The following is a 12,929-nucleotide window of genomic DNA, read 5'->3' on the forward strand; positions in this document are numbered from 1 at the left end:
TCAATTAAGACTTGGGCTTAGATTTAACAAGAGCGGTTTTCGTTTTATAAATTCCCCTTCTTCATTTCTTTCACTGCGTAATCTACCGCACGAGCCGTAAAGGCCATATAACTCAATGATGGATTCTGGGTAGAAGTAGAAGTCATCATAGCACCATCCGTTACAAATACGTTTTTACATTCATGCAGTTGATTGTATTTGTTTAACAATGATGTTTTAGGGTCTTTACCCATTCTTACACCACCCATTTCATGAATATCAAGTCCTGGAGCTTGTTTTGAATCTGAGGTACGGATATTAGTAAAGCCCGCTTTTTCAAACATGTCTACTGTATTTTCTAAATAGTCTTTCACCATTTTCTCATCATTGTCGTCATAATCTAGGTCAAAATGAATTAATGGAATACCCCAATCATCCGTTTTAGACTTATCAAGGGTAAGTTTACTAGACGCTTTCGGAATTGTTTCGCCCATCATATGTGAGCCTACGTGCCATGGCCCAGTTTGGCGATTCATTAAATTATCCTTTAAGTCGGCTCCTACGCCATCTCTTCCAAAACCTTCGCCTCTTCCTGTTGAGAATCCAGCAGCATAACCACGGATAAAGTCCGTTTCTTGCTCGTAAAGGTTTCTCCATCTTGGCATATAACTGCCACCTACTCTTCTTCCGGAGGTTGTTTTATCCGCGAAACCTTCATACGAACCACTTACACGAGCTCTATAATTATGAAATGCAATGTGTGTTCCCATGAGTTCATTATCGTTTCCTAAACCATTTGGGAATCTGCTAGAAGTACTGTTGAGCAGTAATGCCGTGGTATTCATGGCAGCGGCATTCACAAAAATGATGTCAGCGAAGAAATCAATTTCTTCTTTGCTAATTCTGTCAATGACTTTCACGCCAACAGCTTTGCCTTTTTTCTCATCATAGATGATAGACTGTACCACAGAGTCGGCTCTTAAAGTACAGTTGCCTGTATTTAAGGCCCAAGGAATGGTAGAAGCATTACTGCTGAAATACCCACCGTAAGGGCAACCTCTCTGACAAAGGTTACGGTGCATGCACTTGGCTCTGCCTTGCTGCGTATGAATGTCTTGTGGGTCTGTGATGTGTGCCTTGCGGGCTATGATAGCTCTACGGTTTTCGTAGTTTTTTTGAAGAAACTTATCAAAATATTCTTCCACACAGCTTTGCTCAAATGGCTTCATAAATTCACCATCAGGCAAACTTTCTAGGCCGTCTCTATTTCCAGTAATACCTGCAAATTTTTCAACATAGCTATACCAAGGTGCTAGTTCATCATAGGTTACTGGCCATTCTACCGCAAAACCGTCTCTAGCAGGTCCCTCAAAGTCAAGGTGACTCCATCGCTGAGTTTCACGAGCCCAAAGTAATGACTTACCACCAACTTGATAGCCACGAATCCAGTCGAAAGGCTTGTCTTGAACGTATGGATGTTCTTTGTCTTTCACGACAAAATGTTTCGCATCTTCATTGAAAATGTAACATTTAGAAGCGATTGGGTTTTCCTCTCTTTCCTTGAGCGGGAGCTTAAGTCCGTGCTCAAAATCCCACGGCATCATCATGGTGGTGGGATAATCTATAATATGTTTTACGTCTGGTCCACGCTCTAATATCAAGGTTTTTAAGCCTTTTTCTGCAAGTTCTTTTGCCGCCCAGCCGCCACTAATTCCAGAGCCTATGACAATGGCGTCATACTTTCTTTTCTTTGATGATTTATCTTTATTCGTCATTGTTTGTCTCTAATTATTGTTCAACATCCACACATCCAAAACCATATCCAGGGGCGTATTCATATCCAGCTTTTTCTGTCATATACCACTCAGAGCCGGTATAGCCTTGTATGCTGTAGTTTTTCAATGTTTTGAAAAAGCTGCTCAACTCTTTGTTCTCATTGACCTCTATCATACCTAAACATTCTGTTTTTTGATTGGCCGAAAGGCTAGAGAATGCTGAACCGTATTTCCTTTTTGCAAAAGCATCAACCGCTGGAATCTGAGCATAAAATGCTTTTTGGTCTTCTTCGGTATGCATGGTATCTACCATGGCTTTGACAAATTTTTCAACACCGAGTTCTATAGCACCTGGAGTATCTGTTTTAGGAATTAAAGTATCAATAATATTGGTAAGCAGGGCCTCATCTGAAGGGGCTAATACTCTACCTATAGGCAGGTCACTTTTAGACCAATTTTTTGCCCATGCGGGTATGGCAACCATTGCTGCTGTACCGAGGGTTAGGTTCTTTAATAAATCTCTTCTTTTCATATTTTATATATTAAGTCCCCTTTCACACGGGAGAGGGCGGAGGGTGAGGTTAGTTCTGATGAAAGGTATCTGAAATAAAGCCCAAAACTTCTGGTAATGCAGAACGCCAATAGGACCATCTGTGGCCACCATCTCTCACTCTGTATTCATGCGGGATTTCTTTCTTTCTCATTTCTATATGCATAAGGGCGTTTCCTTCGTAAAGGAAATCGTCATCACCACAGTCGATATACCATTTTACACTTTTTACTTTTTCTACATCTGCTTTCGCCAATAAGTTTAGGGCATTATAATTTTCAAAGTAGCTGTCTGCTTGGGCGGCGGTGGCATTTGGAAATTGTCTTTTAAACCTTTCGTTGTTTTGTTCTTTGGTCATAGGGCCAACATAGGCACTCAATGGGCAGGCCGAAGAAAACAATTCTGGATGACGCAGGGCATACATAAATGTGCCACCACCTCCCATAGAAAGCCCAGCCACGGCACGGAAACGTTTCTGTGACTTTATTCTGTACTTCTCCTCAACGTGAGGGATGAGTTCATTGATGAAAAAATCCTCATAATTATAATCAGGTACATTAAAATAACCCATCACCTTAGTGTCGGCATCTGGCATGATGATAATCATAGGTGTGGCTTTCCCTTCTTTTATGGCTTTGTCTGTGATATGTAAAACTTCACCAAACTGTACCCAGCCTGTATGGTTATCTGTGGCACCATGAAGTAAATAAAGTACAGGGTAAGAACGTTCAGAAGTTTCATATCCTGGGGGTAAATAGACGGCATAGTTACGTTCCATTTTCAGGATTTTGCTGTCCATTTTCATATTGTCCATCACTTTTCCGGTTTGAGCGGAAAGGAGAATAGGACATAATAGAGCGATGAGTACGAGTAGTTTTTTCATTAGAGGGTTGTAATGATGAAAGGTCTGCAGCTTTTTTATGTTTTCAAAAAACGCATCAGTTAGCTATCCAAATTTAGTAAGAAAACCATTGGTTTTGATAGCATGGCGAGCAATGTCGTCTTATGAGTGTATAAAGTGGATAAAATAGGATATAGTGTGAGTAGCTTGATGAAGATAGAAAGGCTAAATTTCATCAAGTCTTAGAACACCTCTCTGGCGGAGGTCTTGAATTAGGTCTGGCAACTTTTCATGGTTTATGAGGTGGTCTTTGGTGTAATATACCCAGTCCACCAGTTGCTCGTAGCTTCTTACAGAAGGACTCTCTATTAAGCCTCCTCCTAAAAACCATATATTGAAACTAATTCTCATTTCCTGTTCTGGATAAAACCTTTCGGTGTGGGTGGCTTTTAATTTGCCGTCAATGTAATACTTGATTTCATTATTAGTCACGGTTGCACTTATAATGTGCCATCCTTCAAAACTTTCGTTGATTTCATCAGATTGTGAGTCTTGAATCCAAGGCGACTCTTGGTAGGTTTCCCATGAGGTCATCCAGAAAGTAGCACCTTCTGTACCCCAACCACCATTTGGGAGGTATTCCGCAAAATCTAGTTCGCTATAATTTGGTGCTAAGGCGGAGTCTAGTCCTGAGATTGCAAAAAACGTTTGGTTTATTCTGTCTCCTTCTATATCGCCTGAGGCTGGTGAATCCGAAAAGTAAATTTTTGCCGCATAGGTGCCCTCCCAATAGGCGATTTTATGAGAGATTTCGGACTGGTAAGTTCCCTTTCCTTTTCCATTTGTGGAAGCGGTAAGCTTCATTAATTTATTGGTAGAAAGGGTTGGGTCAATGATAAAACTTACATTTTCTTTCAACCATGACCTTCCTGGTTCTCCTGGGCCACCATTTCCTGATCTAACCTCCCAGCCAAAGTTTTTAAGAGCTATGTCTGAACTGCTTTCGTAGTTGAAGTCGTCAAACATTATTTTGGCCTGTTGAGCAGTTATACCATCTTCTTCAGCACAGCCGAATAATAGAAGAATTAAAAACAATGAAAACTTTGGCAATGACTTTGAATTTAGGGTTGGTCAAATATAGGATACCTGAATTTAGGTAAGCAAAAATTTAGCCAACGATGGTTTTATTAAATATGTAGTTGTCATGATGTAAGCTCAAAATTGAATCAAGCTCAAAGCGAAAAGACCGCAATAGTGGTTTGGAGGCAAACCATTTAGTCGAAAATATTCTAACTACATTTTGGTAAAACATGGCTTTGATTCATTAAACCACCCTGGCTAAACTGCTAAATACAAACACCTTTTAGAGACTCCTTATATCATTCCAGAATATTTTATGAAAGAAATATTAGAAAGGCAAAGGTGTGTTGTTGTCTGAACATCAGTTGCTTATAATCTTTATTCTTCTGGGTTTTATTCTTTCGCAAGAATCTACCGCAAGTTTTTTTTAGGAAAGGTCTCTAAGTAAGAAGAGAATAAAAAATTAATAAAGAGAAATGAGAAATTTTGTAATAACCACTGCTGTTGCCCTTACGGGTTTGTTTATTTTTTCAGGCTGTGATAACGATAGCTCTGAAGATCCTATTGCAGACGTAACGAGCTCACTTAGTGCTGCTTTTGCCGAATTTGATGAAGACAATACCGACATTTATTTAGATGGCTCTAAGGTGGTTATTGAAACCAATGGCTTGCCAAATCATACATCGCCTTATTGGGGAGTAGGAAATGCTTTATATGTAGCTCCGCAAGATGGTTTTGTGGCTACCCCAAGTTTGCTTACAGGATATGATGGCTATGCGACACTCACTGTTTCTGCCAATCCAACTAAAGCTTCAAAAACAACCGCAACTAGCTTAGGAGCTATCGGAATTGCGATAAGTGGAGCGGCTATTTTTAACGACCAAGAAGGAAATGGGGCTTTAAGTCAGGCAGCTGTAAGTTTGGATTATTCTGGTGCTCATATTGGACCAGCGGAATATCACTACCATACAGAGCCAGAAGCCTGGACGAAAGACGACGAAAAACTTGTAGGGATTATTGCTGACGGTTTCTTTATATACGGAAGAAAGTGTAATTCTACAGGCACTTACCCAACAGATTTAGATGCATCGGGTGGTCATACAAGCACTACGCAGCATTCTACAGAGGCTGTTTATCATTACCATATCGAAAACGAGCTTTATATCAACAAGTATTACATCATTTTCCCAGGAGCTTATCAGGGAACACCAAGTTCAATAAGATAATTATGTATTCAATATTTTCATTGTGGGTGCTTTTGGGATGCCAAAGTTTATCTTCCAGTATTTCAATTCCAAACATTGAAATTGATGAGAGTAAGTTGGTGCTGAACGCCAATACTGGTCAATGGTTATTAGACAGCAAAGCCTTCAGTGGTTTTGCTGTTAAGTACTTTCCAGACGGTACTGTTAGAGAGAGCAAATCTTTCTACAAAGGGAAAAAGGAAGGCTTGGCACAAAAGTGGGATGGGGCAGGCACACGGAGATATGAGGCTAAATTCAGTTCAAACAAAAGGGAAGGAGTGTCAAAAACATGGTCTGCAGAAGGGGTTTTAGTTTCCGAGTCTAACTTCGTTAAGGGTGTGGTACACGGTGTTCAAAGGAAATGGTACCCAAGTGGTAAAATTTTTAAAAAGATGAATATTGTTAATGGAAAAGAGGAAGGCATGCAGCAAACGTGGTGGGAAAATGGGAAGCTTTATGTAAATTATGAAGCTAAAAATGGAAGGATTTTTGGGCTGAAACGCTCTGCTTTATGTTATGAATTACAAAATGAGATTGTTCAGAAGTAAATATATTATACTCACATTTTTGGGCTTATGGTCTTTAAGTTCTTGTGAAAACAATGAGGAGCAAAATGAGAGCAGGGTAGAGGAGTTGCCATATTTTGATGAAGCTTCATTTACGCCCCAATGGATAAGTGTGGATAGTGATTCACTTAATGGGTTTCATATTATTCCGGAATTTTCTTTAATAAATCAGGATGGAGATTCTGTTACACAAAGCTCTCTGGAAGGGAAGATTTATGTAGCTAACTTTTTCTTTACCACTTGCCCGGGTATTTGTCCGCAAATGAGCGATAATATGGGCATACTCCAAGACGAGTTTATGGATGACGATGAGGTTATGCTTATTTCTCATTCTGTTACTCCAGATAGAGATTCTGTGGAGAAATTGGCGGGTTACGCAAAAAAAAGAGGCATAAAAAGTAAAAAGTGGAATTTGCTTACGGGAGACCGGGCTCAAATCTATGCTTTAGGAAGAAATGCATATTTCATAGAAGAAAATATGGGCATTGAAAAAACAGTTGACGATTTCCTGCATACAGAAAACTTTGTACTTGTTGATCAAAATAAACACATAAGAGGAATCTATAATGGCTTAAATAAGACTTCTGTTAATCAGTTGATTGCTGATATTAAGACACTTAAATTGAAGGAATAACGGTGTCGCTATAGGTTACATTGATGCGGTAGTTTCTTATAATAAAATCGCATCCAGAAACTGCGGCAAAAGTAAATTCTAAATTACTTCCATTTATTCGATAAGAATATTCTCTGTTGTTATACCTATCGCCTGGCCCATACCATTCACTGCCAGCGTTTACCAAGACACTTACTGCCATTATTCTGCTAGCATTTATTCCGAGTGCTATACTGGTGGTTTGATTGTTGCTACAATTGCTCGAGCTCGTTCCTGTAACAAACTTGTTTTTAAAAACGCCTGAGTTTTCCCCAAGTTTAGTATACCCATTTACATCCAAATCGGCATCAGGGCTAGTCGTCTTAATGCCAACTCGGCCTTGACCAGTTGCGGTCATAACATTCCCATATCCACTATGAAAAAAGTTTAATTTATCGTCTTTCACTTCGTCGGCATTTCCAAAACCAGCTATATCCCAGTATCTTCCTTTTGGAGTAAGCGATGTGGTAAGGTCTCCTTTTGGGCCAATTGTCGTGACAATTTTTGACTGCCTAAACCGAAGGCGAGCATAATCATCAGAATCGTTTTCATCTAATAAAAGCTGAGGACCTTGACCCACCCCATCATTACTGGAGTTAGAGTTGGTTCTAATATGTACTTTGGCGTGTGTTGGGAACCGCAAGGTGTTACCTGTATAAAAATTCGTGCTTACTCCAATATTGCCAAAATCTGGGCTAATAGTGATGACTGGTTGTTTATTTACTCCGAGTACCGTTGGTACCTCATTAGTACTTCCAAAGAACGATTGATTTCCGCCGTCTTTAGGTTCAATAACAATTTGAGCGTGAATAGGATTTACTAAAAGTATAAAGGTAAGAATACGGAGACTTGACTTCATATCTAATTTTTTTAGTCAAGTTATGTAGGAGCCTTATTATCAAATCAATCCGAAGGTTTTTATATTACGGTAAAGGCCATATTGACCTCTACCGTAAGTTTTTTGAAAGCGTTTTAAAGCATGATTTTCTTCCCGCCAGCTTTGGCAGACTCGTAGATGGCCATCATGATTTTGATGTCTTTTAAGCCTTCTACACCAGAGCAATGGTCTGGAACAGGGTCGGGGCTTAAAAACATAGCACCCATTCCGTTCATTTGGTAGGTTTGGTGATAGACCACTTCCATGTCCATTTTACCTTTGGATGTGTTTCCTACAATGGGCCCATAACTAAAAGCAGGCCCCATTTCTACCCAGCCTTTGTCTCCGTAAGCCTGAAATTTCTCTACATTGGTATTGTAAGAAGTAAAGCCAGTAAAAACGGTGTTGTCAGGGAATTCCATATGCCAAGAAACGGATTCTTCTACTTCACTAAATCTGGTTTTGTCTGTAACGGGTCCAAAGTTTGCGATAACCGAACGTGGCTCCATTCCTTTGGTGTATCTAGCGGCATTGATGCTATAAATACCCACATCCATTAGAGGGCCTCCGCCTCCTAGTTTTTTATTTAAACGCCACATTTTTGGGTCGCTAGCAGTCCAGCCAAACATGCTTTGAATGTAGTTTATCTTACCAAATGTGTTTTCTCTGCCATAACGCATAAGCTCTAGATTAAAAGGCTCAAAGTGGCATCTGTAGCCCACGGCTAGTTTCACTTTGTTTTTTTCGCAGGCCTTCATCATGTCTTCACATTCTTTCACGGTATTGGCCATTGGCTTTTCAGTGATGACGTGCTTTCCTGCATTGGCAGCCTTAATGGAATATTCGGCATGTAAGCCATTTGGAAGACATACATATACTACGTCAATATCAGGACAATTTGCCAGATTAGCGTAGTTGTCATAATTCAATATGTTCTCATCCTTGAGCTTGTATTTTTCTTTCAGTTTTGGGATTTTTGATGGCGTACCTGTAACGATACCAGTCAGTTCCCAATAAGGAGACTCATCAATGGCGGGTAGTATTTTTTGAACCGCGTAATACCCAAGACCTACGAGTGCGATACCTAGTTTTTTGCCTTCATAGGCTTGTTCTGGTTTTGGAAGTCCTTTTTTTGAGATGAAGGGAAGTGCTATGGCACTACCACCCATTTTTTTAATAAACGAACGTCTGTTTTCTTCAATACTCATTTCGAAAGGGTTTGTTTTGGTTAAATTCTGTCCCAAATTAGTGAAAATAATCCCCTATTTTTGGGCAAGTGATGATTAAATAAAAGAACATTTCATGAAATCGGTCTTGGTGTATTGTGGAGCAAACTCTGGTGTAAATCCAGTTTATAAAGAAACGGCGGTAGCCTTAGGTAAGGAATTGGTAAAAAGAGGCATTCGTTTGATTTATGGCGGAGGTAGCTTAGGCTTAATGGGCACCATAGCAGACACCGTTATGGATAACGGTGGGCAAGTGGTAGGTATCATTCCTTCATTTTTAGATAAAATGGAGGTTGGTCATCCCGCTTTAACAGAAATTCATGTGGTAGAAAGCATGCATGAACGTAAGGCTTTGATGGAAAAAATGTGTGATGCTATTATCACACTTCCTGGTGGTTTTGGGAGTATGGACGAGCTTTTTGAAATCCTTTCTTGGTCTCAATTGGGACTCCACAAAAAGCCGGTTGCTCTTTTGAATGTCAATGGTTTTTATAAGCCATTGATAGCTCAGATGGATCTAATGGTGAGAGAAGGCTTTTTGAAACAATCGAACCGAGAGATTGTTCAGATCTCTGATTCGATTGAAGGGGTTTTTCAGCTAATGGAATCTTACGTGCCACATAACAGCCATAAATGGCTAGAAAGAGCGGATATCTAGAACTGAGAACAATCTAAATCCTTGTAGGCATCGGCGTTTGCGTAAAGGCCAATAGCACAGCTTTTTACAGCTGCCTGTAGCGTTGATTTTACAGAGAGGCAGTTAGCATTGGTCTGTTGGTTAGCAAAAACAGAAATAGCATTACTGTATTTCTCTGCATCGCTTTCACACTTTTGAGAAGACCCTAATGGGTTTAATACTGAGGCTTTTTTGCAGCCTACCGAAAAAAGCAAAAGTGAAAAAATGAGTAGGTGTAAATAGTTGATTTTCATAGCAAGATTGGTCTTAGTTATAATCGTTACAATCAAAGTCATTCTGAAACTCCTCGTAGGCTTCTCTGTCTGCAACAGCCAGGGCGGTACAGCTTTTATATAGCTTATCTATAGACTTCTTCACGGCTTCACAGTTTCCTTTGGTCTGATTGCCAATAAATGCACTAATATCTTCAGAATATCTTACAGAATCTGCCGCACAGGATAATGGACCTCCTTTCTTTTTACATCCAGATATACTGATGGTTAAAGCAGAAAAGATAAGGAGTGAGATTAGTTTCGCTTTCATTTCGTTTGACTTAATTTGAAGTCAAATGTATTGTGAAATGTTGACCTTCTCCAAGAAAATTAAAAGGGTTTTATTTTACGGCTTTTAGGCTTAGGTCCAAGCTTTTAATGCTGTGGGTAAGGTATCCCATGGAGGCAAAATCTATCCCACATTCAGCATAAGAGCGAATGGTTTCGGGCGTAATTCCGCCAGAAGATTCTACAGGGAATCGCCCATCTATAATGGCAATGGCTTTTCTGGTGTCTTCGTAGTTAAAGTTGTCAAGCATGATTCTTACCACACCACCTATTTCTAAAACTTCGTTTAGTTCTTCAAAGTCTCTCACTTCAACTTCTATAGGTAGGTGTCTTCCTGTTTCTTGTAGATATTTTTGAGCAGAAAGCATGGCGTTTTTGATGCCACCGGCATAATCCACATGATTGTCTTTGATCAGAATCATGTCGTAAAGCCCCGTTCTATGATTTACGCCCCCACCTATTTTTACCGCCCATTTTTCGGGCAAACGGAAGTTTGGTGTTGTTTTTCTGGTGTCTAGCACTTTACACTTAGTGCCTTCTAGTTTCTTGACAATGGCTCTGGTTGTGGTGGCAATGCCACTCATACGCTGCATGCAGTTAAGTACCAATCGCTCTGCAGTAAGAATGGATTGGTCTTTTCCAGAGACATAGAATGCAATGTCTCCGTATTTGATTTCATCACCGTCATGAAGTAAAATTTCTATTTCTAATTCAGGGTCTACCTCATTAAAGATAGCTTTAGCCAGTTCTATGCCTGCTAGAATGCCATCGTCTTTTACCAATAATTTGGCTTTGCCCTGTGCACTTGCGGGAACGGTAGAAAGTGACGTGTGGTCGCCATCACCTACGTCTTCTCTTAATGCTGCCTGAATAAATGCTCTTACTTCTTCTGGTTTGATTTCCATTGTGTATTTCTTATTGCTCCGCAAATTGAAAAAAAAATGCTAAAGAACCATTTCTGTCAATTACAGATTTGTGAAAAAGACATAAAGCCTTTGTCTGTTAAAGGACTTAAAATACTTTTGAGCCATGAAACAATCCTATCCTCTTTTTTCGCACGAGTATTTTATGTCAAAAGCTATGGACTTAGCCCATCAGGCTTTTGAAGAGGGTGAGATTCCCGTAGGGGCAATTGTGGTAACCGACCAAAATCAGATTATTGGTAAAGGGTACAATCAAACTGAGCGGCTCAAAGACGTCACTGCTCATGCAGAGGTGATTGCCATTACGGCGGCGGCAAATAATTTGGACGCTAAGTATTTAAGAGAATGTAGGCTTTATGTAACGCTGGAGCCCTGTGTAATGTGTGCAGGTGCTTTGGCTTGGAGTCAAGTCGATCACGTTATTTATGGGGCTCATGATGTGAAAAGGGGCTATACCAAATATTCTAAGGATATTATTCATGCCAGAAAGGAAATCACCTCTGGGGTGCTAGCTACGGAGTCAGAGCAGCTGATAAAGCAATTTTTTGAACAATTGCGAACATAATCAGCATTGAATCCGTTACCATATCAAGACAATAAATTTGAAAACTTATTAAACAATAATATTATGGCTTTTGAACTTCCAGCATTACCATTTGCGAACGACGCATTAGAACCTCATTTTGATGCAATGACTATGGAAATACACCACGACCGTCATCATAACGGATACGTGACTAATCTTAATAACGCCATTGCAGGTACAGATTTAGAAGGGAAGACTATCGAAGAAATCTTGGCTGTAGCTGGTGCTAGTGGAGCTGCGGTTAGAAACAACGGTGGAGGTCATTATAACCACTCTTTATTCTGGTCAATTTTAGCTCCTCAAGGAGTTGGTGGAAACCTTTCTGGTCCATTAAAAGAGGCTATCATTGCTCAGTTTGGTTCTGTGGACGAATTCAAAGCTAAATTTAAAGCAGCTGCTGGAACACGTTTTGGTTCTGGATGGGCTTGGTTAGGTGTTAAAGCGGACGGGTCTCTTTGTGTATGTTCATCTCCAAACCAAGATAATCCTTTAATGGATGTAGCGGAGTGCCCATGTACTCCTGTTTTGGGTCTTGATGTTTGGGAGCATGCATACTACTTAAAGTATCAAAACAAGCGTCCTGATTACATTGACGCTTTCTGGTCAGTAGTAAACTGGAACGCAGTAGAAGCTCGTTACGCAGCTGCAAAAGGATAAGAAATTAACTTATGATATATGAAAAGCTCGGCCTTCGGTCGGGCTTTTTTTGTTTCAAACCCATTCAGTACATTGTGTATATTATATACATTTTGTAAATTAGGGCTTAAGTACAGATGCTATGAGGAAAAATATTGATATAGATAATACTACATTGACTAAGCTCAAAATATTGTCAGCCTTTGAAAACATGAGCGTTAAGGCTCTCATGGAGCATGCTGTTCGTTTTTTTGTGGAATCTAAGGAAAAGGAAAGGCTTGATTCTCTTACAGATGAAGAGAAGGAGGATTTGGGATTACTATTATTAATGCAGCAGGTTGACAGAACAGACGTAGTTTCTGAAGAAGAAGTTATGGCAGCCCTTCGCTCATGAATGTAATCTATTTAAGGCCATTTCTGAAAGATGTAAGAAGCTTAAAGGACAGGGAATTAAAAGAGAATCTTGAAAAGGTGATTTCTTCAATAAAGTCTTGTGAGAGTTTGAACGACATCCTTGGCTTAGTTAAATTGAAAAACTATGACAATGTCTACCGCCTTAGAATTGGTACTTATCGCTTAGGGCTTTTTATTGAAGGGGATTCTGTTGAAATGGCTAGATTTCTTAAAAGAAACGATATCTACAAGTTATTCCCATAGCTTTTTTTTAAAGTAACATTGCATTATAAAAAATCCTTTCTAGTTTTACGGCATGAACAATCAAAGCAGAACAAATTCTTGGTGGTGGCTTTCTTCTCGAA

17 protein-coding genes are annotated in these 12,929 nt (G+C 39.7%); 8 read left to right on the forward strand and 9 right to left on the reverse strand.

Annotated features, from left to right (window positions below; genetic code table 11):
* Positions 1–44 precede the first annotated feature (44 nt).
* From ACTBZY_RS11205 to ACTBZY_RS11220, 4 genes are all read right to left on the reverse strand, one after another.
* Positions 45–1,754 carry a GMC oxidoreductase gene (locus ACTBZY_RS11205; protein WP_463046430.1) on the reverse strand — a complete coding sequence of 570 codons (1,710 nt, stop codon included), beginning with the start codon at positions 1,752–1,754 and terminating at the stop codon, positions 45–47.
* A 13-nt stretch (positions 1,755–1,767) separates the two neighbouring features.
* Positions 1,768–2,286: a gluconate 2-dehydrogenase subunit 3 family protein gene (locus tag ACTBZY_RS11210; protein WP_463046431.1), complete on the reverse strand. Its 519-nt coding sequence runs from the start codon at positions 2,284–2,286 to the stop codon at positions 1,768–1,770.
* A gap of 49 nt (positions 2,287–2,335) precedes the next feature.
* Entirely contained in the window at positions 2,336–3,187 is an 852-nt protein-coding gene (locus ACTBZY_RS11215; RefSeq protein ID WP_463046432.1) for an alpha/beta hydrolase, read from the reverse strand.
* A gap of 183 nt (positions 3,188–3,370) precedes the next feature.
* Positions 3,371–4,255: a glycoside hydrolase family 16 protein gene (locus ACTBZY_RS11220; protein ID WP_463046433.1), complete on the reverse strand. Its 885-nt coding sequence runs from the start codon at positions 4,253–4,255 to the stop codon at positions 3,371–3,373.
* Positions 4,256–4,701: 446 nt separating this feature from the next.
* On the opposite strand from ACTBZY_RS11220, the gene ACTBZY_RS11225 reads away from it, so the two are divergent.
* From ACTBZY_RS11225 to ACTBZY_RS11235, 3 genes are read left to right on the forward strand one after another with little or no spacing between them, the layout of a single operon-like run.
* A complete protein-coding gene (locus ACTBZY_RS11225; protein ID WP_463046434.1) occupies positions 4,702–5,451 on the forward strand; it encodes a YHYH protein in 750 nt (249 codons plus the stop codon).
* A gap of 2 nt (positions 5,452–5,453) precedes the next feature.
* Positions 5,454–6,017, forward strand: coding sequence for a toxin-antitoxin system YwqK family antitoxin (locus ACTBZY_RS11230; protein ID WP_463046435.1), 564 nt, complete (start codon positions 5,454–5,456; stop codon positions 6,015–6,017).
* Positions 5,998–6,669 carry an SCO family protein gene (locus tag ACTBZY_RS11235; protein WP_463046436.1) on the forward strand — a complete coding sequence of 224 codons (672 nt, stop codon included), beginning with the start codon at positions 5,998–6,000 and terminating at the stop codon, positions 6,667–6,669. The genes ACTBZY_RS11230 and ACTBZY_RS11235 overlap by 20 nt, the downstream gene beginning before the upstream one ends.
* Here ACTBZY_RS11235 and ACTBZY_RS11240 read toward each other — a convergent pair.
* Positions 6,653–7,546, reverse strand: a complete 894-nt coding sequence (locus ACTBZY_RS11240) for a hypothetical protein (RefSeq protein WP_463046437.1) — start codon at positions 7,544–7,546, stop codon at positions 6,653–6,655. The two genes, ACTBZY_RS11235 and ACTBZY_RS11240, sit on opposite strands and share 17 nt — an antisense overlap.
* A gap of 113 nt (positions 7,547–7,659) precedes the next feature.
* Complete coding sequence (locus ACTBZY_RS11245) at positions 7,660–8,772, reverse strand: Gfo/Idh/MocA family protein (RefSeq protein WP_463046438.1); 1,113 nt, start codon at positions 8,770–8,772, stop codon at positions 7,660–7,662.
* Between the two features lie 94 nt (positions 8,773–8,866).
* On the opposite strand from ACTBZY_RS11245, the gene ACTBZY_RS11250 reads away from it, so the two are divergent.
* Positions 8,867–9,448, forward strand: a complete 582-nt coding sequence (locus ACTBZY_RS11250) for an LOG family protein (RefSeq protein ID WP_463046439.1) — start codon at positions 8,867–8,869, stop codon at positions 9,446–9,448.
* Here ACTBZY_RS11250 and ACTBZY_RS11255 read toward each other — a convergent pair.
* The 3 genes from ACTBZY_RS11255 to nadC form a co-directional block, all read right to left on the reverse strand.
* The gene (locus tag ACTBZY_RS11255) at positions 9,445–9,720 is read right to left on the reverse strand and encodes a hypothetical protein (protein ID WP_463046440.1); all 276 of its coding nucleotides are present in this window, start codon (positions 9,718–9,720) and stop codon (positions 9,445–9,447) included. The genes ACTBZY_RS11250 and ACTBZY_RS11255 overlap by 4 nt on opposite strands.
* A 13-nt stretch (positions 9,721–9,733) precedes the next feature.
* Positions 9,734–10,009: a hypothetical protein gene (locus tag ACTBZY_RS11260; RefSeq protein ID WP_463046441.1), complete on the reverse strand. Its 276-nt coding sequence runs from the start codon at positions 10,007–10,009 to the stop codon at positions 9,734–9,736.
* A 70-nt stretch (positions 10,010–10,079) separates the two neighbouring features.
* Positions 10,080–10,931 (reverse strand): carboxylating nicotinate-nucleotide diphosphorylase, encoded by an 852-nt coding sequence (gene nadC / locus ACTBZY_RS11265; protein ID WP_463046442.1) that lies wholly within the window; start codon positions 10,929–10,931, stop codon positions 10,080–10,082.
* Between the two features lie 124 nt (positions 10,932–11,055).
* Between nadC and ACTBZY_RS11270 the strand changes: the two genes are divergently transcribed.
* The 4 genes from ACTBZY_RS11270 to ACTBZY_RS11285 all read left to right on the forward strand — a co-directional run bounded on the left by ACTBZY_RS11270 (position 11,056) and on the right by ACTBZY_RS11285 (position 12,828).
* Positions 11,056–11,514: a nucleoside deaminase gene (locus ACTBZY_RS11270; RefSeq protein WP_463046443.1), complete on the forward strand. Its 459-nt coding sequence runs from the start codon at positions 11,056–11,058 to the stop codon at positions 11,512–11,514.
* A gap of 63 nt (positions 11,515–11,577) precedes the next feature.
* Positions 11,578–12,192 (forward strand): superoxide dismutase, encoded by a 615-nt coding sequence (locus ACTBZY_RS11275; protein WP_463046444.1) that lies wholly within the window; start codon positions 11,578–11,580, stop codon positions 12,190–12,192.
* A gap of 121 nt (positions 12,193–12,313) precedes the next feature.
* Positions 12,314–12,565, forward strand: a complete 252-nt coding sequence (locus tag ACTBZY_RS11280) for a hypothetical protein (RefSeq protein WP_463046445.1) — start codon at positions 12,314–12,316, stop codon at positions 12,563–12,565.
* Positions 12,562–12,828, forward strand: coding sequence for a type II toxin-antitoxin system RelE family toxin (locus tag ACTBZY_RS11285; protein ID WP_463046446.1), 267 nt, complete (start codon positions 12,562–12,564; stop codon positions 12,826–12,828). Before ACTBZY_RS11280 ends, ACTBZY_RS11285 begins: the two co-directional genes overlap by 4 nt.
* Positions 12,829–12,929: the final 101 nt, after the last annotated feature.

The sequence above is a fragment of the Arcticibacterium sp. genome, assembly GCF_055134445.1.